Here is a 25,317-nt window from a genome sequence, read left to right as displayed (position 1 = left end):
TCGGTCACGCGGGACGCCGCGACCGCCGGGAGGGGCTTTACTGGAAGAGCGTGTCGGCCCTTTCCTTGATCCAGGCGCAGTCCGCGTCGTCAGGGGTACGGACCATCACGAAGGTGCTGTTGCACTCCTCCGGGTCGGGATACGTCCTCGAGGCGGCCATGGTCGCCTTGAGGCTCGGAGGATCCGTTTCGAGCACGCTCTGCTCCGACACGAACCCGAGTCGACCCTCGATGCGATAGGTCGCGACCGCCACGCCGTCGAGCTCGGTCCGTGCCCGCTCGGCCACGTAGACCGACCCGTCGATGAGCCCCTGGAGCTGAACTGTCATTCCCGGGTGTCCATCCTCGTCCTGATCGACGACGCGAGCGTCCGCCGGATCCGTGGGCAGCTCGTCCTCCGCCGGGTCGCCGAGCGCCGCCCCGATCACCTCGTGGAGCGGCCCGAGCTTGTAGCGGAGCCCCCCTTCGCTCGCGGCAAACGTGCCCTCACGGGTCACCGGCGCGAGCGCCTCGCGGAAGCTGTCCGGGATGACGGCGTGCACGATCGCGTCCGGGTCCTCGGTGTAATGGTCGCAATACGTTCCCTGCAGGGAAATGGCGTCTCCATTCTGCTGCTGCGTGATGAGCATCACGCTGACGATGCGCGTCTGGAACGGCGGGAGACCCTGCGCCTGGGTGAGCTGCGACCCGACGGCGCGGTACGCCCACGTGCCGGAGACATCGGTGACGTCCGGCGCCGCGGCCTGCGCGCAGCCCGGCGACTCCCCGCCCGCACCTCCCGTCGCCCCGGATCCCGTGCTCGTCGTCGCGCCCGTCGTCGTCGCGTCCGCGTTGTCAGCAGGATCAGATCCGCAACCCAGGAGGGGCAAGGCAAGCAATCCAACGAACAGGTTGTACCTCATTCAAAGCTCCATGCATCGCCGGCCCGCGCGTCGAGGCGGCCGTGAGGATGGCCGCCTTCGGTCGTCCATGGCCAGCTCGTCTGCGCTCGGACGACCGACGCGGTTGTTAGCATGAGCGCGCGCGCTGGAGGTGCGCCGACGCGCCGGCTCCTCATTTTTCCGCCGCATCCCGAAGCGCACGGCGAAGAGCAGCGCGAGGAACGCTGCGTAGAGCAGAGGCCCCGTCGCGTCCTTTTTGCGCCGGGGAGGTCCCGAGCGCGTTCACAGCGCCACCCCGCCACGGAGTCGTGTTTCTGGCAGTGACCACGCCAGAGCTTCGCACGCGACGCGACCTGCGCATCCAGCGACTCGCCTTCGTCATGGGATCTTCGTTCTCTCGATAAAGAGATGACCTCAGACGATTTGGCGAAGGACGGCCCGCCGCCGCGGCATTCAGAAGGCGCGAGAGACCGCCACGGCTGGGCCCCTGAGGACCGCGAGGCGGCTCATCGTAGTTCCTCACAAAAGCACCTTCGACAGCATAGACGATCAGGACGACCGCGATGAGCTCGACATCGGAAGCAATCCCGATCGGCGACGGCATGGTTCGCCCGACGCAAGTTCAGCGACTCCTCCCCACCGTTCCCCGCCCGGCCTCCAGAGGCGCATGGCTCGCGTGCTCGGCCTTGTATGTGGCGGTCGCCGTCGTCCTGATACGGGCGGTCCTCGCGGGTCTCGACGTCCCCGGGCGCGCTGCCCTCTTCGCCATCGGTCTTCTGGGGGGCTGGCGCCTGTCGTGGTTTCTTGTCAATGTCACCCGCGCTGCGCTCAACGTGAACTGGCGTTTCCCGGGGTTTCGGCGCGCGGCCGACGCGCTGGGGCCGGCGGGTCGGGCGTCGGAGGTGGTCGTTCTCATCACCTCCTATCGGATGAAGCCCGAGGTCACGAGACCTGTGTTCCACGCGCTGTTCGACGAGGCGGCCGCCTATGGCGTGCCCGTGACCGTCATGGCCTCGATGGGCAGCGCCGAGGAACAAGACCTCGTCAGGACGCTCTTCGAAGGGCGCGGGGCGCCCTCGCCCGTCCGCCTGGAGCTGTTCCTTCAGCGCGGAGCCGGCAAGCGCGAGGCCATGGCGGATGTCCTCGCCGCCATCCAGCGCCGCCCCCTGCCCGACGGAGCAGTCGTCGCCTTCCTGGACGGCGACACGCTCCTCGATCCGGGCACCTTCGAACGCAGCTTCTCCTTCTTCCGCCTGCGCCCCGACGTGGGTGCCCTGACGACCGACGAGCGGGCCATCGTGTCGGGAACGTGCCTGGCGCGCGAGTGGTTCGACCTGCGCTTCGCCCAACGGCACCTCTACATGTCCTCGGTCGGCCTGTCCGACAAGGTGCTGACGCTGACCGGCCGTTTTTGCGCCTTCCGCGCCGAGATCGCGACCCATCCCGATTTCCTGCGCATCGTCCGCGAGGATCACATCGACCACTGGCGGCTCGGACGCATCCAGCTCCTCACCGGCGACGACAAATCGACCTGGTACTGGGTGCTGCGGGCCGGCTGGTCGATGCTCTATGTACCGGATGTCTGCGCCTACACGTTCGAATCCATGCCCTCGCGGGGCTTCGTCACGCCGTCGGTGCAGCTGATGTGTCGCTGGTACGGGAACATGCTGCGCACCAATGGCCGCGCTCTCGCGCTGGGTCCGCGCCGCGTCGGTCCCTTCGCCTGGTGGTCCTTGCTCGAGCAGCGCATCTCCACGTGGACCTCGCTGGTGGGACCGACGTTCGGCCTGCTGATGCTCACCGGCAAGATTCCCGGCATGCTCGCCGCGTACCTCCTGTGGACGCTCGGGATCAAGTCCGCTCAGAGCGTCCTCGTCGGCGTACCCCGGAGGCGCGTCTCTCCGTTCTATCCATTCCTTCTCTACTACAATCAGGTGGTCGGTGCTGTGGTGAAGATCCACATGACCTTCAACCTGCACAAGCAACGCTGGACCCGCCAGGGGACGGGACAACCCCAGGTGGCGCGAAACCTGCGCGAGTGGGTCGTCTCCTCCGCCCTCACGGCGCTGTCCTATGCCGTGTTCGTCGTCCTCATCGCGGCCGTCGCCCTGCACGAGCCGCACGCCGAGGAAGCGACGACGCAAGGCCAGCTCGAGCGTATGTTGGCGGAGGCCAAGCCGGGGTCCGTCGTGCGTGTCGCGGCGCGCGCGATCCGGCTGACGAAGCCGCTCATCATCCGCCGCGACGATGTCGTCCTCGAAGGCGCCGGGAGAGGAAAGACGACGCTGGTCGCGAGCTTCTCCAGCGATGGACAGCCGACGCCGGCGATCGTCGTGGTGCGGGGCGAGCTGCCTTCGGAGGTCCAGGGCGACCGGAAGGGGCAGCTCGAATCCCCGCTCGATCCCACCTCGACGATGGTGAAGCTCACGCACCCGATCCACGTCCAGACCGGGGATTTCGTCGCGTTGCGGGCCGGCAACGATCAAACGTTCCTCGACGCCCTGAGAGCCCGCCGGTGGAACCAGCAATACCCCATCTTGCGCCAGACGCTGGGGCGCGTGACGCGGGCCGAGGGCGCCACCGTCACCCTCGAGCGGCCGGTCGGAGACACGTTCCCCGCGGGGACCGAGGTCATCGCGGTGCAATTGCGGCGCGACGTGACGATCCGCGATCTCACGATACGCTACGAGCTGAACGGCGAGCCCGCGCCCGATCTTTACGCAAATACGCGGCCGAACAAGGCCGTGGACGGGATCTTGCTGCTGGGAACGGCCGACGTGACCCTGGAGAGCGTCGAGGTCTTCGCCGCCGGCCGCCATCCCCTGAGCATCGACACCGCCTACGCCCCGCGCGTCAGCGATGCCCGGCTCGAGGGGGCCTGGAACAAGGGACCGGGGGGCAACGGCTACGTACGCATCGCCCGAGCCAGCTTCGGCACCTTCGACGATCTCACCCTGCGTGGCCTGCGACACCTGACCATCCAGTGGTCAAGCCACGACAATACGTTTGACGACCTTGACGCCGACTGCGACGTGAACTTTCACGGAGGATGGACCCGGCGCAATCGCGTGCAGGTCGCCCGCCTCGTCCCTCGGCCAGACCATCCCTGGCCGAGGATCGTGCGAACCCCGGCCACCGCCCGGTGGGCGCCGCCCGATGGGCCGGGAAATGTCGTCCTCTCCCCCTCCGGGGCAGAGCTGGCCGAGGGAACCGAAGACGGCCTGAGCTCTGACGAGGGTGACGCGCCGCCGTTGGAGGTGGGGAACTTATGACCCCTGGCAAGATCGCCGCAGTCGTCACCCCCTTGCTCTTGCTCGGCGCCGTCCAGGCGAAGATGTGGACGACGTATGCTACCCGGGCTACGCCTGCCGTGAGCGTCCCGGCGGACACCGCCACGGTCGAGGACGCCGGCGAGCGGGAGATGATCCGCGCGCCGACAGCCGGGACGCTCTATGCCCCGAAGCTCGCCCTGGGAGCCCAGGTGTCCGCCGCGGACCTGCTCTTCCGCGTCGGGCCTGATCACGAGGGTGAAGTGACCGCCAAGGGCGACGCCGAGGTGGTCGAGGTACTGGCGGGTCCCGGCACGCACGTCGGCCAGGGCGACGTCGTGATGGTGCTGCGTTCGCAGAAGCAGATGGCGACCTCCTCCCGGGACGCTTCCGCCACCGCTGAGCCCACGCTCCCCGGAACATGGTCGTCCGACCTGCTCGCCTCGGGCGAGTACGTGCCCGATCTCTCCTATGCCGGATATCGTTTCGGTGAGGTTCCCCTGCCCCGGACGAACGACAATCCGGCCACCCGCATCGACGTCACTCGTTTTGACGCGCTGCCCGACGACGATCGGGACGACACGACGGGCCTGCGCGCAGCCCTGGACGAGGCCGAGCGTCACAAGGGCCCCGTGGTAGTCCGCCTCCCCCCCGGCCGCTTCATCCTGAGCGACATCCTGTTCATCGAGCGCGGCGACATCACTTTGCAGGGCTCAGGGAGCGGAGCGAACGGTACGACAATCTACGTTCCCAAGCCCCTGGCCGAGATGCCGAAGCCCGACGTGATCAGCAAGATCGAGAAGGACATCGCCAGGCGGAACTGGCGTACCGGACACGGAGGGCTTTATTCGGCATTCGCCTGGAACGGAGGCATCATCTGGACGCGAAACCCCGACAGGTCGACTTCGCCACCCATCGGCAAGGCCCTGGAGGGAAAGCGGGGTCAGCACGACCTGCGAATGAACGACGCCAACGCGGTGACGCCCGGCGAGATCCTGAGCATCCGGTGGTACAACCGGAGCGGCGACGACTCCCCCATCCTGCGCCACATGTTCGGCGTCCGGGACCGCAGCTTCGGCGAGAAGATGGCATCCCCGTCGAACACGCCGATAGCGACGCAGGAAGCGACCGTGGTCGATGTGAAAGAGAACGTCGTCGTCCTCAAGCAGCCGCTCCTCTTCGACGTGCATCCGGAATGGGGCTCGACGGTGAGCCACACCAGCTTCCTCGAGAACATCGGTATCGAGCATCTCCGGGTGAGCTTCAAGCCCGCCCCGCAAGCGCCACACGAGGAGGAACGCGGTTTCAACGCGATTTACCTGACTGACGTCGCTCATTCCTGGGTGCGTGACGTTCGTGTCGACGATCCGGACTCCGCCTTCCTGGTGACGGACAGCGCCAATGTCACCCTCGAGGAGATCACCGTGAGCGGTCGGCCCGGACATTACGGCGTCATCCTGCTCAACGCCTACAACGTGCTCGTCAAGGACTTCGACATCGACGCCGAAGAGATCCATTCGATCAGCTTCGACTCGCGGGCGCACGGGAACGTATATACCCATGGCCGCGTCCGGCGGGGCACGCTCGAGCTGCACAGGGGGCCCAGTCACGCCAATCTGTTCGACGACCTCGTCGATGTCGAGGACCGCGACAGGGCTTTCCTGTTCAGTCAGACCGGTCAGCCTTACTGGGGACCGGCCGGAGGGTACAACACCTACTGGAACCTTCAGCTGAAAATGTCCGCGCCGCCCCTGGCTCCCCTGGATCTGGGCCCGTTGCCCGAGGCCGGGCTCACGCGCGTCGTCGGCGTTTCGGCGAACGTACCGGTCCAGCTCAAGGGCCCGGCCGCTCACATCGAGCACCTTGGCGCCGACGACCCTGCCATCGACTCGCTCTACCGCCACCAGCTCGCCAGGCGCCTGGGGCAGCCCAGCCGGACGGTCCGCGTCTTCAACGAGCTTCAGCGCATGAACGGCGAGACCCGCTGGACGGTCTGGGGCAACGGACATGTCGCGCGGAACGGCAGGTACTACTTTGCCATTGGCAATCACCAGATCGTCGATGGCAACACCATGGTCATGGAATACGACCCCGACAAGCAGACGGAGACCAGGGTCTTCGATGTCGCGAGCGTCATCGAACAGCGCCCTGGACAGAAGGGCCACGGCAAGATACACGCCGATATCGTCGAGGACGCCGACGGCTGGCTCTACTTCGCCACCTGGTGGGGCGGACGCGATCCCGATCACGAGGAGCCCGACTACGACGCGAGCTATCAGGGGTCGATCCTGCTCCGGTATCACCCGGAGCTCAGGAGGTTGGAGAACCTCGGCACCGTCGTCCGCGAGCATGGCGTCGTCACGGCCGTCTGCGATCGGGCGCGCGGGCTGATCTATTTCCGCGCCATCTCGTACCGCCGGGGCAAGAACGAGGCGGGTCTTGCGGTCTTCGACATCGCGAAGAAGAAGGTGGTGTTCACCGGCGGCGGGGCGGAAATGGGGGAACGACGCGGGCTCATGCTGGGCGGAGACGGGATGGTGTATTTCAGCGGTACCGATCTGCGCCTGCATGCCTACGATCCGGCAGAGAACAGGATCAAGACCACCGACATCGCGCCACCGAGCGTGCCGTTCCAGACGTCCTTCTCACGCAAGAACATGCTCCGGGTCGGCACACCGCCGGCGCCGAGCGGCACGGTGTACGCGACGACCCACGGTGGCATGATCTTCAGCTTGGGCCCGTCCGGCCAGACCCGTTCGCTCGGCACCACCTGGAAGCAAGGGTACTATGCGCCATCACTCGCCTTCTCGCCGGATGAGCGATGGCTCTACTACGCTCCCTACTTGCCCGGCCCCGCCGGCCAGCCCGAGCTCAAGGAGGCACCGGTCATGCGCTTCGACGTGCTCAGCGGCCAGCGTGATGTGCTGACGCTGCTGGGACCGCAGCTGGCCAGGGAGCACGGCTACATCATCGGGCAGAACTATGGGGTCGCCCTGGATGCCAGGCGCTCCCTGCTCTACCTCCTCTACAACGGGCGCGTCGCCGCGTCGGACGCGGAGGTTCCGTGCTTCGTCGTGCTGCCGGTCGCGCGGCGATAAGACAGAGCGGCTGGAGTGTCATGACTCTGCCGAGGCGCTTCGCACGATCGGATTTCGCTCCTCGACGGAGGCGCTCCGTGTGCTGATCATGCTGTCCTCCTCGGGCCGCGCAAACCTGGCGACATCAGCGAAATTTCAGGCAAGGAGGCCCTGGCTGCTCGAGCGGAGCCGAATGCGACAACTACTTCCCCCAATGAGCCCACTCAGCCCAGCAACTTCCGTTGCACGCGCTTATCCATTCGTTGCAGGCCCACTTGGCATCATAATCGTGATGCCCCCACCAGATGGTGACCCAGCCTTTGCGGGCTTCGGCACCCCCCCATGGCGCCGGATCAATACGCCAGCACGACCATGTGCTATTGCTATAATCCGTAGCCGCTTGCTGCGCGGTTCCAACCGCCTCCGCCGCGTCGGGGTCGATCGCGTCCGCTGACTCGGGATCAGCCGCCTCCGCCGCCTCGGGCTGGGTCTCCTTCTCGTCATCGCCTCCGAGGGAAGCGTCGCCAACGCAGCCACCGAGCACGGCTGCGGCGCCGAGGAGCGTCAACGGGAGGACCCTCTTGCTGAACAAGCTCATCTATTGATTCTCCTGAAAATTTTTCAATGGCGCGGACCGTTCGCATCCCGATCTCGCTCGCCGACTGGATGCTGCGGTGGCGGGCCGTCCTTCACCAAATTGTCTGCGGGCGTCTCTTTTTCGAGAGAAGCCTCCTGTCACGCTGGCGATCTCGATCTCCTCAAGCCGGACGCGGAGCTCCTCGAGCTCCACGGCGGGAGCGCGCGAGGCAGGCTCGGAGACGGCGCGCGCGATCACGGAGAGCCCCCGCGCATGGACGCGGCGTGGTCGCCGGCGTGGAATCGCCCAGAGCCCGGATGTGCGGCGACGCCTTGGTTGCGTTGGCGTGAAGCGATGCGTGGGCTTCCCTTCACCGTGCCGTCGCGTGGCCGTGCGCTCGCGGATGCCCATGCGCGCGACATTGCCGGGCTCCAGGAGGCCTGATGAAGACCGCGCATTGCGCTACACGCCGTTTTCTCACCGTGCTCATCGCGCTCGCCGCACTCGCGCTCGTGGCCCCGCGCCCGGCCGCGGCGACGTTGCAGATCCGCGTCGAGGAGGTCACGTTTCCCGTCACGCTCTCGGATGGCAACACCTATTCCATCGCCGGGCACCTCTACTACCAGCACAGCTACCGGAACATTTGAGGGTATATCTCAGAAGTCAGTACGGCACCCATTGTTCACTAACGAAACTTCCAGCATTACGCCAGAGCTCGCTGCGCTCCTCGAGCTCCTTGCGGGGGCGGCGGTGCGGCGTCCGAGACGTGCTGATTCCGGACGACTGCGCATTCAGGCTGCGCGCAGGCGCCGATGTAGCCGCTGGGGTGCGCCTACATGCTCACCAGTTCTGCACCCAAAGTTCATTGACCTGTTTCGCCGTGACGCAGTCCCCGCCCCCGCGGCGGCAATCCGCGATCCACTGGTTGCAGGCCCATAGGGCATCCGTCTGGGTATGGCCCCACCAGATGGTGACCTGGCCGGCCATCGGATTCCAATTGAAGGCCCAGCAGTGCCATGTGGTCAGACGTGTAAGCGCTTGCTGCGCGGCTCCAACCTCCTCTGCCGCGTCGGGGTCGATCGCGTCCGCTGACTCGGGATCAGCCGCCGCCACGTCGGGCTGGGTCTCGCCATCGCCTTCGAGGGGAGCCTCGCCAACGCAGCCACCGAGCAAGGCTGCGGCACCGAGGAACGTCAACGGGAGGACCCTCTTGCTGAACAAGCTCATTTCCAATCTCCTCAGAAATTCCTACTGGAGGGGCCGTTCGCATCCCCTCTCTCTCTCTCGGCTGCTGGATGCTCCGGTGGCGGGCCATCCTTCACTCAATCGTGTGCGGCCGTCACTTTTGCGAAAGAAGCCTCCTGTCGCGCTGGCAAGCTCGCTCTCCTCAAGCCGGAGCTCGCGGTGACCCTCGAGCTAGTTCCGCGCGTCGGAAATCCCGCCAGAAATCATAGCGATTTCGGTATCCTTCGGCTGTTTTGCCACCGAGGGCAGCTCCGGCGTGGCCCAACGGGCCCCCTCCGCCGCCGCGCCAGCCAATGTCCGGGCCCGCGGTATGATGGGTCGGCATCGGCACCTCGCCCCGATCGGGTCACCAAGATCGACCGGGAGGCCGTCGGCCAGCGGGACAGGAGGCTTCTTTCGCAAAAGTGACGGCCGCACACGATTGAGTGAAGGATGGCCCGCCACCGGAGCATTCAGCTCGGCAAGAGCGGGATGCGAACGGCCCGCTCCAGGTAAAATTCTCAGGAGAGTAAAAAGATGAGTTTGTTCAGCAAGAGGGTCCTCCCGTTGACGTTCGTCGGTGCCGCAGCCTTGCTCGGTGGCTGCGTTGGCGACGCTTCCCTCGAAGGCGATGAAGGGCAGGAGACCCAGTCCGACGTGCCGGCGGCTGATCCCGAGTCGGCGGACGCGATCGACCCCGACGCGGCGGAGGCGGTTGGAACCGCGCAGCAAGCGGCAAAAGCCAGTTGGACGTGCTATGTTCGTGACGATGACTGGAATTCGGGGTCGGGCATCAAAATCGCCGGCTATGTCACAATCTGGTGGGGCTATCAGCAACATGATGCCACATGGGCCTGCAACGCTTGGCGCTCGGCGTGCGGTGGGCAGTGCTGGGCAGAATAAGGCTGGTAGCCTGAAGATTCCGCCAATGTAGTTGTCGCATTCGGCTCCGCTCGAGCAGCGAGCGGTTCCTTGCCTGAAATCTCGCTGAGGTCGCCAGGTTTGCGCGGCCCGAGGCGGACAGCACCAACCGGTGGAGGCGGCCATCACGATCCGCGGGTTCCGGACGCGATCTCGCCGTTAGCACCAAACGCCCCTCAGCGCATTCACCCACGATTTCCGCCGCCCATGATCTCTGCTTGAGCCTGGCTGCTGTCGGTTGGCCCTGCGCAGGCGTGTACGGCACTCGGCATCAGCCGCGCAATCCTCTACCGGCAGACCCGGCCCGCGAAGCCGCCCGCGCTGCCCGGGCCCGCTCCGAGCCCACGCCGGGTCAGCGCCCCCGAGCGGCAAGCCGTGCTCGACGTGCTGCACAGCGACGAGCTCGTCGACCAGCCCCCGCCGGAGGTCTACGTGACAGGCGTCCGAGATCCCTCAGGGGGACAGGATGAGCACCTTGACCTGACTCGGCACGATCCGCATTCCGGCGCAGTTCGTGGAGTTCTGCAGGCTCATGCTGGTCAGCCGGGTGGCCGGCATGCCGCCGACAAGGCATGTGAACGCGGCGGTGATGTGACGGGAAGGCCCCATGACCGAGCCGGACGCGACCCCCAGGGCGACGCCGGGCTGATCGCCGACGGAGATGAGCTGCGTCGTCAGCAGGTTGTGCGCGGGCGCGCACATGAACAGCACGTTGTACGCGGCCGGCGCGCTCACCGGGCCAAAGGACATGTTCGGATAAGGGATCGGGGCAGGCACCGGCGGGGTGAGGCACACGTCCGGAAACCCCAGGTTCATCCCGCCCATCTGCGTGTTCGCGAACATGATGCCTCCTCAACCCAGGTGGATCTGCTCGCCGTCGATCTTGACGAGCTCCTGCGCGGTCACCAGCGTGTTCTCGCCGCGCAGGCTCATCGTCTTCTTCGCGACGTAATCGACCCGCTCGGCCCGGAGCTGCTCGCTCTCCTCGACGGTGCGGTAGGAGCGCTTCACCCGCTGCGAGAGCCGCTCCAGCACGGAGTCGAGGCTCCCGGCGAGGACCTTGGCCTTGCCGATCTCCGCGCGAAGGAGCGTCCCAACGAACGAGAGGCGTTGCAGCGCGACGTTCCCGTCGACGGCGTTCACCGAGAGGCCCGCCGAGACCACCGCCACCTCCTTGGCCGAGACCAGGCCGATGCCGTCCTGCGCGGCCACGCCGAGGCGACCGGCTGGCAGCTTGATGTTCAGGTCGCCGTCCGCGACGATGCTCCCGGGCGCGCCGTCCTCCCGCTCCAGCACGGAGAGCACGTAGCAACGCCCGTCGGTCGCCACGGCGACGAGCACGAGGTCGCCCGCCTCGGGCTCGAGGAGGCACCCCTTGGCGCGCTTCGCCCGGAGCTCGCCCGCGTCGGTTTCCACGACGAGCGCCGCGCCGTCGGCGCGCACCACGGTGCCGAACTCCTGAGTGACCAGAGCCCTCGGCTCCTGCTTTCTCGCCAGACTGCGCATGATTCCCTCGTCAACGTGTAGACGTCTCGACACCCACGGCCGGAGGCTCCGAGCTCCCCCGGCTGCTGCTCAAAACCCGTGATTGCCACTGCTCCGCCTCGGCGAGATCCGCGTCATCGCCGAGGGCGGCCGCCCGGTTGGACCACACGGCCCCTTCGTCCTTGATCCGATGGAGGCGCGCTCGAAACAGGGTCGCCCTCGAGAAGTCGCCGGCCGAGACGTCGGCGTGGGAGAGGTCGGCGTACGTCAGGTTGGCGCCGCTCCAGCGCGCGCCCGCGCACGCGGCCCGGGTCAGGATGCACATCTCCAGGTTGGCGCCGGCGAGGTTGGCCTCGATGAGGCGAGCGCCCACGAAGACCGACTCCTTGAGCACGGCCCCGGCGAGGCTCGCGCGGGTGAGGTTGGCATTCACGAAGAGCGCCCGGCCCGCGAGCGCGCCGTCGAGCTTGGCACCGGAGAGGTTCGCGTCCTTGAAACCGCACTGCGTCAGCGTCGCGCCGGAGAAGTCGCAGCCGCTGAGATCGGCGCCCGTGAACTGCGTCATCGTGAACGACATCCCGCGCAGGTCCTGGCCCGCGAGCTTCCCCTCCACGAGCACGACGAGCTCGAAGACGGCGCCGCCGAGGGTCGCGGTCGAGAGATCGGCGCGCACGAGCGCCGTCTGCTTCAGCACGGCGCCCGAGAGGTCGATCCGCTCGGTCCGCACGTCCAGGATGGCGGCGCGGTCCAGGTTGGTGCGCGCGAGCCGGGCGCCCGAGAGGCTCGTGTTGATCACGCTCGCGAGGGTCAGGTCTGCTCCGCTCAGGTCGATCCCGGAGAGATCGCCGCCGGTGAGCTGCGCTGCGATCAGGGAGACGCCGTCCAGCTTCGCCCCCGTGAGATCACAGTCCACCATCGCCGCAAGGTGCAGGTTGGCGCCGGACAGGCGCGCGCCGCTGAAGCTGCAGCCGGTGGCGGTCGACTCCTTCAGCCGAGCGCCCGAGAGGTCCGCGCCGGCGAAGCTCACCTTGTCGAATATCGCGCCGGAGAGGTCGGCGCCCGAGAGGTCGACGCCCGAGAGGTCGACGTCGGAGATGATCTCGCCGCCCTGGACCAGCTCGACCAGATCATTTCTGTCCATGGTTCTCCGGCGGCGCGACGAAGCGCACGTACTTTACATTGGCCCCCTTCAGGCTCGTCGCGGCGTTTCCGCGCATCTTCGCGGCGTCGACGCGGAACAGGTTGGCCCTCTCGAAGTTCGCGTCGTCGACCTTCGCCTTCTGCAGCACGGCCTCCATCAGATCGATGCCGGACAGCGAGGCGCCCGTGAGGTCTGCCCGCGTGAGCATGGCGCCCACCGCGACGGCGCGATCCAGGCGAGCGCCCGTGAGGTCGCACTCGCTGAGATCGGAGCTCCGCAGGTTGGCCTCGGTGAAGTCGCTCCCTCTGAGGCAGGTGCCCCGAAGGTTGGCCTGCTCGAGCGAAGCGCCGCGGAAGTCGGCGCCGGCGAACGACGAGCTTGCGATGATGCGGATGTTGTCGAGCTTGGCGCCGCGGAAGACGGCGCCGTCGCCCTTGCCGGTGATGAACACCGACGCGCGGAGGTTCGCGCCGCGAAAGTCGACGCCCTGCACGTTGGCCTCGATGAAGGTGCACTGCTCGAGGTCTGCGCCGGAGAGCTGGGCACCGGAGAGGTCGGCGTTGATAAGGACGAGGTTGCGCGCGGTCACGCGGCTGAAGTCGGCCCCGTCGAAGGTCGCCTCGGACAGGTCGGCGTCCGACAGGCGCGCGCCGGTCAGGTCGGCGCCCGACAGGTTGGCCTTGGCCAGCACGGCGCCGGTGAGGTCGAGCCCGCCGCCCATCTTCACGTCGCAAAGGTTCGCTCCGCCGAAGTTCGCGCCGGCAAGGTTCGCCCCGGTGAGATCTGCGCCGAGGAGATTGGCCTTTGCCAGGACCGCGCCGGCGATGTTCGCGCCGCACAGCCGGGTGCCCGTGAGGACCGCGGCCTCGAGCAGCGCGCCCTCGAGATCGATGCCCGACAGGTCGAGGTGCGAGAGATCGGCGCCCGTGAGATCGCGCCCCGCGAAGCTCTCCCCGGCCCGGTGCCCGGCGGTCACCTCTTCCCGCACGCGAGCGGCCTCCTCGCCGCCCAGCCGGGAGGCCGCCGGGTAGTGGTGTGCGAACTTCCGGTAGGCAGAGCGCATCTGCTCCTCGACCGCGAAGAGGCGCGCCACGAGCTCCGGATCACCGAGCTGCGCCTCGAGCTCGGGCCACTCGACCCCGCCGTTCCGCGCCATCTGGGCCACGTCCTCGAGCCGCTCGAGCTCCTTCTTGGCCGAGAACCGGGGCGGGCCGCCGGCTTCCTTCTGCCGCTCGCCCATGATCGCGTCGTAATCGAATCCGTGCTTCTCGCACTCGGCGCGCGCCCTCTGCTCCTCGGCCGCGCGGCGCGCCTCCGCGTCCGCCTTGACCTTCTCGGCCTCGGTCATCGCCCGCTCGACGTACGCCGGCAGCTCGTCCAGGCTGGGCTCGGTCACGTCCTCGTCCGGCGGCAGCGGGGCGACGAACGGCTCCGGATCGAGCCCCTGCGCCCGGATCTTCGCCTTGATCTCCTCGAGCTGCCGCTCCGCCTTCGCGCGGGCGCGCTTCTGCAAGAGCCCCTCCGATCGGAGCAGCCTGGTCATCTCCGCTTGAGGATCGTCCGGCAGCGGCCCCGCGCCCGGCTGCGGAGGCGGCATCAGATCCGCGTCACGCAGGAGGAAGAGGTGCCCTTTCTCCTTGTCCAGCCGCTGGGTCATGACGGTTCGGTAATGCTCGACCGGCCTGGGCTCGCCCATCGCCTCGCAGCCCGCGACGATGTGGAGCACGTCGGCCGCATCGTCTTCACGGATCTTGAGCACCCCGCGATAGACGAGGATCCCGCGCTCGTGGTGGGGGAAGAGCCGGACGGTGTCGAGGCGGGTCGCGATCTCCCGGAAGGACTCCCCCTCGCCGGTCTTCTGGTTGATGAAGCACCGCGTCGCCACCCCCGGCAGCGCCCCTTCGATCCGGGGCTTCCCGGGGTGCATGTTCTCGATGACGAACGCCTCGTCGCCCCGGAAATACCCCTCGATCTGCTGATCCGGCGGCGCGGTGTTGAAGAAGCTCCAGTCGAGGTCCTTGGCGAGCTCGGGGAAGCGCTCCTTGAGCCACGCTTCATCATACGTCCCGACCTTGGAGAAGCGCTGTGGCCAGGTCGGATCGTAACCTCCGAACCCGGCGGGCGGGGGCCGGTCGCCGGGCGACCGGACGAGGCGGCGCGGATCCTCGATGTTGGGCAACGGATGGACAGAGCCGCTCTCGCCGCGCACCGGCGCGAAGCCTTTGCCGATCGGGTTCGGCGCGTAGCCCTCGCCGCCGAAGGCGTTCTGCCATGTGATCGGCATCTCGGCGAACGGCTCCGGATCGGTCATCCCCAGGAGCTCGAAGCGGCGGTCTCCGACGACATAAAGCGTCTTGTCGATCGCCCCGAGCTGGACCCGCACCGAGCACGCGGTGCGCGGCACCGCGCCCGCGGTGAAGCAGCGGCCGTTTACGAGCAGCTCTCCCCGGAGCTTCGGCATGCACTCGTCGAGGATGGCGTCGCTCCCGAGCTCCGTGCCGGCGAACCTCCAGAGGCTCTGCTCGTAGAGCAGGTGCCTCGGCGCCTCGAACGGGAAGAAGACGAGGAGCGTGACGACGAGGTACGGCTCGCCGTCGTTCTCGAACACCTTGGTGAGCAGCCCCAGCCGGTTCGGCTTGATGGTCTTCATGAGGTTCGCTGCAGGCTCCCGGGGTCTTCTGCTCGGCGCCGCGCTAGTGGAACATGTGAAGAAAGGATTGCCAGACGTGAGCCCCCGTCGAGGTCACCTTGGCGGCGGCAGTCCTGCTGAGCGTTATCCCTGAGGTGCCGATCTTGACGGCCGAGTTCTTCATGTCGAGCAAAGTAACGTCAGTCTTGCCTTTTGAATTCTTGTAGTTCCAGCCCCAGATGATCTCCGCCTTCATCCCGGCGATGACATCCAGCTTCAATCCCACCACCAACTCCGTCCTTTGAGGGGCGACGACGTTCAGAGTGCCGAAGCCGTAGGTGAGGTTGATCAGGCCGCCGAAGGTGTTTTGAATTCTGACGCCCTGAATCTCGCGGTAGTCGGATTTGGCCTTCGCTCTGAAGTGCTCTGCCTGGATAACGTAGTTCCCCCCCGCGATGTGCTCGACGTTGCCGCCCGGGATCTCGACCTTCCAGCCATCGTTGAACTTCCCGTGGTGAAGGCCGGTGGTCTCCTCGTACCGGCCGCCCGTCGTCACCTTCGTCTCGTGATGGCCCTCGTACCTCTCCGTGACCTTCCCGTGGACGGTCGTCTCCTCGGAGCCGTGCTCGGATTTGCGCAGGTTGGTGACCGTGGTGGTCTGGGTGTCCAGATATGTTTCCGTGACGGGCTTGGTGACCGTCTCGTTCTTCGTGTCCTTATAAATCTCCGTGACGGCCTTCGTGACGGTCTCGTTCTTCGTGTCCTTATAAATCTCCGTGACGGAGCCGGTGACGGTCTCTTTCAGGTAACCGCCGACCTCGATCTCCATTTGATCGTCGACGTTATCTTTCCTCCAGGTGCCCGTCTGGATCTCGAGCGACTTGCCCGTCTTGATCAGGGCGGTGCCGTCCGTCCTGGAGATGAAATTGTGGTGATCGTTGGGCGCGCCCATGCGCAGGATCGTGTTCTCGGTCGGTGTGCTGACGGTGATGCGCTGCGAGCCCGCCTGGTCCTCGAGCTCGATGCGGTTCCTGCCCCCGGTCTGGATGACGTTCCTCGTCCTGTTGGCCGAGGTGACGGGGCTCGGCGTGAGCGCGTTGGGGGCGACGCCGGCGATGACGGGGCGGTCCGGATCCCCGCCGAGGAAGGTGCACATCACCTCGGTGCCCTTGCGCAGGGGGAAATGGAACCCCTCGGTGCCGCCGCCGTGCGGCTGGAGCATGCGCACCCAGGTCGAGGCCTTGCCGCCCCGGAGGTCGCTCTCATCGAAGCTCAGCTTGACCGCGTAGCGACCGTGCTGGTCGATCTGGGCGTACTCGCTGTCCGCCGGGCCGTCGACGACGGCGTGCTCGGTCCCGTAGATACGAGGCCACGGCGTCCGCTGCGGCGCCCGGTACTGGACGGTCGAGGAGACGGCCTTGACCTCCATCCGATACACATCGTCCCAGGTGAGCCCGATGATCTGCATCAGCTCCGGCGCCCAGCCCGTCTGGTTGCCCCAGTGCTCGACCTCGGTGGCCAGATAAACCGTATTCAACGCCGGCCTCGGATGCTCTTCGAGCTCGAACGTGTACCCGGGGCGCATGTGGAACGCCGCCCCGGCGCCGTGGTAGACGACCTGGCCCGCGAGCAGCTCCTGCGCCTTCACGGCCGCGAGGCGGCTGCCCTCGGCCGGCGTGAAGAAACGCGCGCCGTGGACGCTGATCTCGCCGAGCCCCTTCGCCGCGACGGGCGCCCTGCCGGAGATCTCGATCGCGGGATTGTTGTAATCATAGTCGCTCATGCGGACCCTGGACGGCATCGACGTGTGCCGGCACGTGAAGGTCCAGAGCACCTCTCCCTTGGCCCTGTGCTCGCTGAACTGCGGGACATACCGGACCGCCTTCTGGCCGAGCGGGACGTGGACGCCCTTGTCGTCGGTGATGATGAGCGTCTCCCCGTCGTCTCCTTGCTCGAAGTAATAATAGAGCCCCTCGCGCTCCATCCACCGCGAGATGAAGTCGAAGTCGCTCTCGCCGTACTGGCACACGTGCTCCTGCGGCTTGTAGCTGCCGATCAGCCTGAGCTCGTACTCCGAGACCCCAGCGCCCGAAAGCACCGTCTTGATGATCTCGGGCACCGTCTGGTCGGTGAAGATCCGGCTATGCAGGGAGATGGTGAGCTTCCAGAGCTGCGGCACGAGCACGGCGCGGAAGACGGAGCGCTCGCCAAACGCGTGGATGAGCTCCACCGTCGCGAAGATGCCGTTCACGAGGAAGGGAGCCCCGCCGTCCGACGGGGAGAGGCGGAGCGTCGCCTTCGTGCCCACAGCGTCGGCGAGGTCGAGATCCTGGCCCACGTAGTTCGTCATCACGAGATAAATCTCGAAGACGTACGGTTTCGACAGCCCCTCTGTCCCTCGAAAGCCAATGACCCGCGTGGCGGCAGGGAGCGCGCTGGCGCTGACGGTGAACGCATCTTGCATGGTTGGATTTCCCCGTTATCGGTGCTCGTTAGCTCCTGGCGCCGGAAGAACGTCGACTATAGAGGCGATTCATGGAAAGCAAAGCGATGATTGCATGTCACGACGGCGCGTCGCCATCGTGTGATCCGCACACCTGAAATCGCATCGCACGGATCAACCGGCCTGCGCCGCGGGGGCGTTGCTGTCCGCGGGCTGCCGCGGCGCTCGGCGCAGCATCGCGATCTCGGCCTCGACGTGCGCTCTCAGGCGCGGATCGCCGGCGAGCCGCCTGGCCCAGAGCCGCTTCATCTGCGCCCACACGGTGCGTCGAATGGCGAGCGGATCGAGCGCCGCGGCCGCACCGTCGCGCTCGGTCGCGACGACCAGTCGCGCATAGTCGGTCGGACGCAAAACGCCGCGGATGGCCTCCCAGGCGGCGAGATAGGCTGCATCGAACCGATCGCGGAGCGGTCGCTCGCGGCGTCGGGCCTCCTCCGCCATCGCCTCTTGCCATCGCGTCTCGGCCTGCTCCCAGCGCTCATCGGAGAGGCCGTGCGCACGGAGCACGTCGGCCCGGGGGACCGGCCGCTCCGCGAGCTCCGCCGCGACGATCGCGCACCGCTCGACGCTGACCTCGTCGCCCTCGCCGAGCGGCGGGAGCGGCCCCTGGACCGCGTCGCCCTCGCGTCGGAGCTCGTGAAAAGAGCGAGACGCGGCCGGCTGCCCGGACGCTTCCGAGACGAGCCCCGGGACCGCGGTGGTGTCGAGGGGAGCCTCGAAGCACGCGGGCGCCGCCGCCGTCAGCGCGGAGGTCGCGGGCCCCACGGACGCGGAAGGCGCCCGCGCAGCGCGCTCGCCGGACCAGGGCGCGCCAGGGATCGGCAGCTCGGGCGCGACGCGCGGCGGAAGCGGCGGCGCGGCAGGAAACGGCGTCGCGGGCTGACCGGTGGCCCGCGCCTCATCCTCGCTCGACAGAAGCGTCGTGCTGGTGAAGATGGCAGGGATTTGATCTGCGACCGGCCCAAGCTCGCCCTGCGACGCCGGCGCAGGGGCTGCGGGCCCGAAGGGGAGCGCCGGGGCGCGCATCGACGGCTCGTCCGGCTCCACGGGGAGCGCGAGCGTTTGAAAGAGGGACGCGGCGGACAACGGAGGATCGACGATCTCGACGTCCTCTGCGGAGAGGCTGATCGGGAGCTCCGGGGCGAGCCGCGCCTCGCCCGCCCCGTCGGGCGCGTCCTCGATCCGGGCGGTCTCCTGGGAGCCCAGGCGGAGGGAAGGTGGATGCGCCGGCTGCGCGCGCTCCTGCTCCTCGAGGCGCACGTCGGGCCATGCGATCTCCTCGCCTTCGATCTCGACGCCGGCCACGATCCGCACGGCCGCGAGGGCTTCCTCGCCGGAGACGGGGAAGACCCGGCGCCACACGACCGTGCAGCGCTGCTCGACGCCGTCGATGCGAAGCGTGTCGGCGTTGAGCTCGAGCAGCTCGCCGTCTGCCGCGGCGGAGGCGGCGAGCCCCCGGATCCGCGCCACCCCGCGCGCCCCGGGCAAGCGCATCTGAAGCCGTGGAGCCGCCGGATTCACGTGCTCGAGCACGATCCACTCATCGCCTTGCAGGAATGCGATCCGCTGGTCGGCGGGCGCCGCCTGGAAGTACGACCAGTCGAAGCCCGCGGGGATGTCGGCGTTCGGCCCCTCGAGCGCCTTGCGAGGCGTGCTGCCGAGCAGCCGACGGCGCACCGGCGCGGCGCGCGCGAGCGGCGCGAAGCCAGCGAGGCGTGCGGGATCCTGGGGGTCGAGGATGTTGGCCGGGCCATCCATCGGCTCCCCATCGAACGGATTTTCCCACCCGTTCGCGCCGCCAACCGCCCTCTCGTACACGAGGGGTATCTGCCGGAAAGGGCCCTTGTCGCGGACGAGGAGGCGCTTGTCGAGCACCCAGCCGCCGGCGCTGTAGATCGCGAGCCGCACCGGCAAGGACTGGACCTCGGTGCCGCGCGGCGCGTGCGCGTCTCCGGTGAAGACCACATCGGCGCGACCGAGGTAGGGCGCGAGGTCCCCGCTCCAGCGGATGCTCCGCGCCGGGTTTTTGCCATGGTGGACCTCGGCGCCGAGGATCTCCTGCGGATCGGTCCGCCACATCACCGCATCGATCGCAAAGGCGAAGCTCGCCTTGGCGACGACGGTGATGTAGTGCCGGCCCTGCGTGCGCCAGGCGATCGCGGCGGCCGCGGCGCCTTTCAGCGGCGTCACGGCGCCGCGCAGGAGCGCGCTCATGATCGTGCTCTCGGACGGCCGCTCCCGGCCATGGCTCGCCTCGGCACCATGAATCGCCTCCCACGTTGAGTACCCTCGCTTGTGTGAAGAGCGTGCGGCAATCTCGCAATCTATGTGTGACTTCAGCGCCCGCGCACGGCGCATCTCATCGTCGGCGGGTCGTGCCATGCGCTCCGCGGAGGCGGCCTTCCATGCCGACGGCTGGCGCGGGCGAAACCTGGCAGGATCGTGGAGGGCATCCGCTGAAAGCCTGGCATGTCGACGGCTTGTCACGCGGGCTGGATGTTCCAGTAGGTGACCCGGGGCACGCGGTCAGCCCGGCAGGCCGTGCATCATTCTCGTCAGGGGAAGGCGTGCCTCGATCCTCGGCCGCGCGAGCGGTCAGACGCGCCGCGCCCTGTCCACGCAGGCGACCGGCGGCATCGCCTCCAGCGCGGCGACGCCTTCCCCCGCAGCCTCATGCGCCTGGCGGGGATCGATGAGGAGGATCCCCACGCTCCTCACCATGACCAGGCGATCGGAGTCTTATCACGAACATAGCAGCCGTCGCCGTGATTGTAGCAGCGCGCGACCCAGTTTTGGCAGGCCCATAGGGCATCATTGGGGGTATGGCCCCACCAGATCTTGACATGGCCGACGTCGACCCATTTGCCCCACCATTGCCAGCAGATCCATTCGCTTTGGGTCACCGCTTGCTGCGCGCTTCCAACCGCCTCCGCCGCGTCGGGGTCGATCGCGTCCGCTGACTCGGGATCAGCCGCGTCCGCCTGAGTCCCCAGCTCGTCATCGCCTTCGAGGGAAGCGTCGCCAACACAGCCACCGAGCACCGCTGCGGCGCCGAGGAACGTCAACGGCAGGAAACTCTTGCTGAACAAGCTCATCTCTTTACTCTCCTGAGATTTTTTACAGAAAGAGACCGTTCGCATCCCGGTCTCTCTCGCGCCTGATGGATGCCACGGTGGCGAGCCATCCTTCACGCAATCGGGTGGGGCCGTCTCTTTTTTGAAAGAAGCATCCTGTCGCGCTGGCGATCTCGAGCTCCCCAAGCCGGAGCTCCCGGAGATCATCTCTCGTCGGGCCCCCTCCTCGCCTTGAAGCTCCGATGACAGCGCCGTGAAGTTTCAGGGGCATCAGGCCAGGGCGAACAGGGCGAGCGGAGCGCTCGGAGTCCGCGTCCGGCGCGCGATGTCGGCCGGCAATGGCGGCTCGTCAGCGGCGCGCGCCTCTGGTCAGATCTCCGCGCGCCGAGGACGCTCCGCGCTAGCGGTATCGCGGCGCGGCGGCCGACCCTCCCTGGAAAAGACCATGGTGCCGTCGTCCACCGGACCGAGCTTCATCGCGAGCAGATCGAGCACGTAGTTCTGACGGAAGTACCACGGCGCCTTCGATCCCTGCTTGGGCAGGTGGTCCACCGAGCGCCGCACGTAGCCCGACGTCAGGCCGAGCAGCGGCCGAGGATCGAGGATGGATTCGTCGGAGCGCGGCAGGCACTGCCGGTAGCCGTGGCGATCCATGTGGTTGAGCAGCCGGCAGACGTACGTCGAGGCCAGCTCGGCGCGGAGCGTCCACGAGGCGTTCGTGTATCCGAGGCAGAACGCGAAGTTCGGGACGCCGCCCAGCATCAACCCCTTGTAGATGAACGACCGACCGGGATCGAGGACGTCACCGTCGACGCCGATGCGGATGCCGCCGCAAAACAGGAGCTCCAGGCCCGTCGCCGTCACGATGATATCCGCCTGGAGCTCCTTGCCCGACTCGAGCAGGACGCCGTTCTTCGTGAAGGTCCGGATGCTGTCGGTGACCACCGAGGCGCGCCCCTCCCTCACCGCACGGAAGAGATCGGCGTCCGGCACGAGGCAGAGGCGCTGATCCCATGGATCGTAGCGAGGGTTGAAGTGTGTATCGATGTCGAAGTCGGCGGGCAGATGCCGGGCGACGCCGCCGCGGAGCATCCGCCTGGCCAGCCGCGGCGCGCGCTGGCAGACCTGGTAGATCAGCAGGCTGAGCGCGACGTTCTTCCAGCGGGCGACGCGGTGGGCGATCCGCTCCGGCAGGTGCTCGCGGATCGCGTTCGCTATCGGGTCCTCCGAGGGCAGCGAGGCGATGTACGTCGGCGAGCGCTGGAGCATCGTCACGTGCGCCGCGTCGGCGGCCATCGCGGGCACCAGCGTCACGGCCGTTGCGCCGCTGCCGATGACCACAACGCGCTTGCCCCGGTAGTCGAGATCCTCCGGCCACTGCTGGGGGTGCACGAGCTGTCCCTGGAAGTCGTCGCGGCCAGGGAAGCTGGGCGTATACCCGCTCTCGTAGCGGTAGTAGCCGCTGCAGACATACAGGAAGCTGCAGGAGGTGCGGACGCGCTCCTCGCCTGGGCCGACGTCCACCTCGACGGTCCAGCGCGCCTGCTCCGAGGACCACGACGCGGCTCGAACCCGGTGATTGAACCGGATGTGCCGGTCGATGCCGAGCTCCCGGGCCGTGTCGCGCACGTAGTCGCGGATCGACGGCCCGTCCGCGATCGCCTTGGCCTCCTTCCAGGGGCGGAACGAATAGCCGAGCGTGAACATGTCCGAGTCCGAGCGGACGCCAGGGTAGCGGAACAGGTCCCAGGTACCGCCGATCGCGCTGCGCCCCTCGAGGATCGCGTACCGCTTGCCGGGGCAGCGCGTCTGGAGGTGGTAGCCGGCCCCGATGCCGGAGAGGCCGGCGCCTACGATCAGGACGTCGAAGTGCTCGGTGGACATGCTGGGTTCCCGGGGGCGAGCGCCGTGGCGCTTGAGGACCCGAGCATAGCCTGGCGGATCACGGCTGAGCCCGACGCCACGCGCACATTTCGGGGCGCCGCGCGACGCCACGGCGAGCAGGCGCGCCAGCGCGCTGCCGGGCGCTGGCGCGCGGGTGATCAGGCCGCCGGCGCGCCGCTCGCCGCCGGCGCGGCCATCCCTGCCGCCTCACCTTCGGGCGCGGGCTTCGCCGAGGCAGCGCCCGCCGGCCGGCGGGTGAAGAGCCCCGCGACGAACCCCACGAAGGCCAGGACGCCGACGATGAACAGGCTGTCTCCGACGAGCCGCATCCAGCGCAGCGCCTCGAGGACCGGCTGCTGAAGGAACTCCGCGCTCCGCGCATACCACAGACCGCGCTCGACGCTGGCCCACGCCTGCGCCAGCCCGATCGGCAAGAGGCTCAGGAGGATCATGAGGCCGAGGCCGCCGTTCATCCCCCAGAACGCCACCCGGAGCCGCGCCTCGTTCCACACCGTGTCGGGGCGCAGGCGGCGGAGCATCACCAGCACGAGGCCGAGCGACAGGAGCCCGTAGACGCCGAAGAGGGCGGCGTGCGCGTGCACGGGGGTCGTGTTGAGGCCCTGCATGTAATAGAGGGCGATCGGCGGGTTGATGAGGAAGCCGAACACCCCGGCGCCCACGAAGTTCCAGAACGCGACGGCGACGAAGAACTGGATGGGCCAGCGATAGGCCTGCATCCACGCGCTCCGGTGCTGCATCTGCCAGGTCTCGTGCGCCTCCATCCCCACGAGGACGAGCGGCACGACCTCCAGGGCGCTGAAGCTCGCGCCGACCGCCATCACCGAGACCGGCGTGCCGCTGAAGTAGAGGTGGTGGAACGTGCCGGGGATGCCCGAGACGAGGAAGATGCAGGTGGACAGGAGCGCGGCCCGCGCCGCGCTGTCGGGCCGCACGAGCCCGAACCGGGTGAACAGGAACGCGATCGCCGCGGTGGCGAACACCTCCATGAACCCCTCGACCCACAGGTGGACGACCCACCAGCGCCAGTACTCCATGACCGACAGGTGCGTCTTCGCGCCGTAGAACAGCCCCACGCCGTAGAACATCCCGATCGCCACCGTCGCGCCGGTGAAGAGCAGCACGATGTGCCGGCTCATGTCGCGCCGCGAGAGCGCGGGCCAGAGCGCGCGCAGCATCAGGAAGAGCCAGAGCGCGAGCCCGCCGAAGAGCGCTATCTGGAAGGCGCGGCCGAGGTCGACGTACTCGTACCCCTGGTGCCCAAACCAGAACGAGTGCTCGAGCGCGAAGCGCTGCTTGACCGACAGCCACTCTCCGGCGAGCGAGCCGAAGACCACGAGGACGAGCGCCCCGAAGAGGACGTTCACGCCGAGCCGCTGCCCCCTCGGCTCTCGCCCGCCCACCGCCGGCGCGAGGAACAGCCCCGCCGCGAGGAACGCGGTGGCGATCCAGAAGACGCCGAGCTGAACGTGCCAGGTGCGCGTCACCGCGTACGGAAGGTAGTCCGCGACCGGCAGGCCGAAGACCTCGTGTCCTTCCACCGTGTAATGCGCGGTCAGGGCGCCGAGCGCGACCTGGAGCACGAGCAGCGCGACCACGACGACGCAGTACTTCCCGACGGCCCGCATCGACGGGGTGAGCACCCACCCCGAGAGCGGGTCGCGCGCCGGCGCAGCGACGGCCGGCTCCTCGGTGCGGCGGAACGCGTGGTACCAGACGAGCGCGCCGATCCCGGCGAGCAGCAGCACGACGCTCACGATCGACCAGATCACGTTGGCGGCCGTGGGGACGTTTCCGACGAGCGGCTCATGAGGCCAGTTGTTGGTGTAGCTGGCGCCGGTGCCAGGGCGCTCCGCGGCCGTGGCCCACGAGGTCCAGAAGAAGAACGCCGTCAGCTTGTCGCGCCGCCCGGCGTCGGGGACCGCGCCCGTGTGCAGCGCATAGCTCTCGCGCAGGCCGGTGAGGCTCGGCTCGTCGCCGAAGAGCGCGCGGTAGTGCGCCGCGGTCTGCTCGATCGCCAGCGCGCGATCCTCGGAGACCGTGAGCGCGCCGGTCGCGGCGTCGTAGCCGTTGTGGCGCATCGTCCGCTGGAGCCGCGCCCTGAGCGCGGCCTGCGCCTCGTCCGGGAGCGCCGCGAACGCCGCGCCGTGCTCTCGCTGGCTCCAGAGCGCGAGCTGCGCCTCGGCCTCGCGATGGAGCCAGTCGGCCGACCAGTCCGGCGCCTGGTAAGCGCCGTGCCCCCAGACGCTGCCGACCTGCTGTCCGCCGATGCTCTGATAGACCAGCTGCCCGTCCAGGATATCGTCCTTCGTGAGCAGCACCCGGCCGGACGGCGTCTCGACCCGCTCCGGGATCGGCGGGGCCTTGCGGTACACCTCCCGACCCATGAAGCCGAGTATCAAGAAGCCAGCGGTGATGACGGCGGCGAGCGCCAGCCAGAGTCGTCGTAGGTTATGCATAGCGACCTCGTTGTTCGCGTGAGCCCCGGCGCGCCCGCGCCTCCGCGGCGCGACCTCAAGGGCTCCGGTCGTGACGCCCGGCCATGAAGCAGCCGGCGTGCCGCTCCCGCGCGCCCCTCCGTTTCGTGCCTCCAGGCGGGTGATGTTGCGGTTTTCGCAACATCCGTGCGTTGTCA

General features: G+C 68.0%; 15 protein-coding genes. 4 read left to right on the top strand and 11 right to left on the bottom strand.

The genetic code is table 11. The features are described from left to right. Positions 1-37: 37 nt before the first annotated feature. A complete protein-coding gene (locus WMF12_RS17290; protein ID WP_437872631.1) occupies positions 38-901 on the bottom strand; it encodes a hypothetical protein in 864 nt (287 codons plus the stop codon). Positions 902-1,443: 542 nt separating this feature from the next. Here WMF12_RS17290 and WMF12_RS17285 point away from each other — a divergent pair. The 3 genes from WMF12_RS17285 (at position 1,444) to WMF12_RS17275 (ending at position 8,450) form a co-directional block, all read left to right on the top strand. Beyond that, positions 1,444-4,152, top strand: coding sequence for a glycosyltransferase (locus WMF12_RS17285; protein WP_437872630.1), 2,709 nt, complete (start codon positions 1,444-1,446; stop codon positions 4,150-4,152). Further along, complete coding sequence (locus WMF12_RS17280; RefSeq protein WP_437872629.1) at positions 4,149-7,247, top strand: hypothetical protein; 3,099 nt, start codon at positions 4,149-4,151, stop codon at positions 7,245-7,247. Before WMF12_RS17285 ends, WMF12_RS17280 begins: the two co-directional genes overlap by 4 nt. A 999-nt stretch (positions 7,248-8,246) precedes the next feature. Beyond that, entirely contained in the window at positions 8,247-8,450 is a 204-nt protein-coding gene (locus WMF12_RS17275) for a hypothetical protein (RefSeq protein WP_437746744.1), read from the top strand. 193 nt (positions 8,451-8,643) lie between these two features. Here WMF12_RS17275 and WMF12_RS17270 read toward each other — a convergent pair whose 3' ends face one another. Next, the gene (locus tag WMF12_RS17270; RefSeq protein WP_437746743.1) at positions 8,644-9,030 is read right to left on the bottom strand and encodes a hypothetical protein; all 387 of its coding nucleotides are present in this window, start codon (positions 9,028-9,030) and stop codon (positions 8,644-8,646) included. A gap of 534 nt (positions 9,031-9,564) precedes the next feature. Between WMF12_RS17270 and WMF12_RS17265 the strand changes: the two genes are divergently transcribed. Further along, a complete protein-coding gene (locus WMF12_RS17265; RefSeq protein WP_437872628.1) occupies positions 9,565-9,930 on the top strand; it encodes a hypothetical protein in 366 nt (121 codons plus the stop codon). Positions 9,931-10,401: 471 nt separating this feature from the next. On the opposite strand, the gene WMF12_RS17260 is transcribed toward WMF12_RS17265, so the two are convergent. The 9 genes from WMF12_RS17260 to WMF12_RS17220 all read right to left on the bottom strand — a co-directional run bounded on the left by WMF12_RS17260 (position 10,402) and on the right by WMF12_RS17220 (position 25,141). After that, the gene (locus WMF12_RS17260; RefSeq protein WP_437872627.1) at positions 10,402-10,791 is read right to left on the bottom strand and encodes a DUF4150 domain-containing protein; all 390 of its coding nucleotides are present in this window, start codon (positions 10,789-10,791) and stop codon (positions 10,402-10,404) included. A gap of 9 nt (positions 10,792-10,800) precedes the next feature. Then, positions 10,801-11,454, bottom strand: coding sequence for a DUF3540 domain-containing protein (locus WMF12_RS17255; RefSeq protein ID WP_437872626.1), 654 nt, complete (start codon positions 11,452-11,454; stop codon positions 10,801-10,803). A 10-nt stretch (positions 11,455-11,464) separates the two neighbouring features. After that, entirely contained in the window at positions 11,465-12,574 is a 1,110-nt protein-coding gene (locus tag WMF12_RS17250) for a pentapeptide repeat-containing protein (RefSeq protein WP_437872625.1), read from the bottom strand. Further along, complete coding sequence (locus WMF12_RS17245) at positions 12,561-15,224, bottom strand: DUF2169 family type VI secretion system accessory protein (RefSeq protein ID WP_437872624.1); 2,664 nt, start codon at positions 15,222-15,224, stop codon at positions 12,561-12,563. Before WMF12_RS17245 ends, WMF12_RS17250 begins: the two co-directional genes overlap by 14 nt. Positions 15,225-15,267: 43 nt before the next feature. Beyond that, the gene (locus WMF12_RS17240; protein WP_437872623.1) at positions 15,268-17,667 is read right to left on the bottom strand and encodes a type VI secretion system Vgr family protein; all 2,400 of its coding nucleotides are present in this window, start codon (positions 17,665-17,667) and stop codon (positions 15,268-15,270) included. A 153-nt stretch (positions 17,668-17,820) separates the two neighbouring features. Further along, positions 17,821-19,920, bottom strand: a complete 2,100-nt coding sequence (locus WMF12_RS17235; protein WP_437872622.1) for a DUF2169 family type VI secretion system accessory protein — start codon at positions 19,918-19,920, stop codon at positions 17,821-17,823. A gap of 500 nt (positions 19,921-20,420) precedes the next feature. Continuing rightward, the gene (locus WMF12_RS17230; RefSeq protein WP_437746736.1) at positions 20,421-20,801 is read right to left on the bottom strand and encodes a hypothetical protein; all 381 of its coding nucleotides are present in this window, start codon (positions 20,799-20,801) and stop codon (positions 20,421-20,423) included. A gap of 348 nt (positions 20,802-21,149) precedes the next feature. Beyond that, a complete protein-coding gene (locus WMF12_RS17225) occupies positions 21,150-22,664 on the bottom strand; it encodes a flavin-containing monooxygenase (protein WP_437872621.1) in 1,515 nt (504 codons plus the stop codon). A 158-nt stretch (positions 22,665-22,822) separates the two neighbouring features. Continuing rightward, positions 22,823-25,141: a nitric-oxide reductase large subunit gene (locus WMF12_RS17220; RefSeq protein WP_437872620.1), complete on the bottom strand. Its 2,319-nt coding sequence runs from the start codon at positions 25,139-25,141 to the stop codon at positions 22,823-22,825. Between the last annotated feature and the right edge of the window lie 176 nt (positions 25,142-25,317).

The organism is Sorangium sp. So ce363 (assembly GCF_051520435.1).
Classification (GTDB): domain Bacteria; phylum Myxococcota_A; class Polyangia; order Polyangiales; family Polyangiaceae; genus Sorangium; species Sorangium cellulosum_B.
This window is presented reverse-complemented; position numbering and strand designations above follow the sequence as displayed.

What these genes read in the sequence shown, in the direction of transcription:
- WMF12_RS17290 (WP_437872631.1), bottom strand. Translation starts at nt 901, where the DNA reads ATGAGGTACAACCTGTTCGTTGGATTGCTTGCCTTGCCCCTCCTGGGT.
- WMF12_RS17285 (WP_437872630.1), top strand. Translation starts at nt 1,444, where the DNA reads ATGAGCTCGACATCGGAAGCAATCCCGATCGGCGACGGCATGGTTCGC.
- WMF12_RS17280 (WP_437872629.1), top strand. Translation starts at nt 4,149, where the DNA reads ATGACCCCTGGCAAGATCGCCGCAGTCGTCACCCCCTTGCTCTTGCTC.
- WMF12_RS17275 (WP_437746744.1), top strand. Translation starts at nt 8,247, where the DNA reads ATGAAGACCGCGCATTGCGCTACACGCCGTTTTCTCACCGTGCTCATC.
- WMF12_RS17270 (WP_437746743.1), bottom strand. Translation starts at nt 9,030, where the DNA reads ATGAGCTTGTTCAGCAAGAGGGTCCTCCCGTTGACGTTCCTCGGTGCC.
- WMF12_RS17265 (WP_437872628.1), top strand. Translation starts at nt 9,565, where the DNA reads ATGAGTTTGTTCAGCAAGAGGGTCCTCCCGTTGACGTTCGTCGGTGCC.
- WMF12_RS17260 (WP_437872627.1), bottom strand. Translation starts at nt 10,791, where the DNA reads ATGTTCGCGAACACGCAGATGGGCGGGATGAACCTGGGGTTTCCGGAC.
- WMF12_RS17255 (WP_437872626.1), bottom strand. Translation starts at nt 11,454, where the DNA reads ATGCGCAGTCTGGCGAGAAAGCAGGAGCCGAGGGCTCTGGTCACTCAG.
- WMF12_RS17250 (WP_437872625.1), bottom strand. Translation starts at nt 12,574, where the DNA reads ATGGACAGAAATGATCTGGTCGAGCTGGTCCAGGGCGGCGAGATCATC.
- WMF12_RS17245 (WP_437872624.1), bottom strand. Translation starts at nt 15,224, where the DNA reads ATGAAGACCATCAAGCCGAACCGGCTGGGGCTGCTCACCAAGGTGTTC.
- WMF12_RS17240 (WP_437872623.1), bottom strand. Translation starts at nt 17,667, where the DNA reads ATGCAAGATGCGTTCACCGTCAGCGCCAGCGCGCTCCCTGCCGCCACG.
- WMF12_RS17235 (WP_437872622.1), bottom strand. Translation starts at nt 19,920, where the DNA reads ATGAGCGCGCTCCTGCGCGGCGCCGTGACGCCGCTGAAAGGCGCCGCG.
- WMF12_RS17230 (WP_437746736.1), bottom strand. Translation starts at nt 20,801, where the DNA reads ATGAGCTTGTTCAGCAAGAGTTTCCTGCCGTTGACGTTCCTCGGCGCC.
- WMF12_RS17225 (WP_437872621.1), bottom strand. Translation starts at nt 22,664, where the DNA reads ATGTCCACCGAGCACTTCGACGTCCTGATCGTAGGCGCCGGCCTCTCC.
- WMF12_RS17220 (WP_437872620.1), bottom strand. Translation starts at nt 25,141, where the DNA reads ATGCATAACCTACGACGACTCTGGCTGGCGCTCGCCGCCGTCATCACC.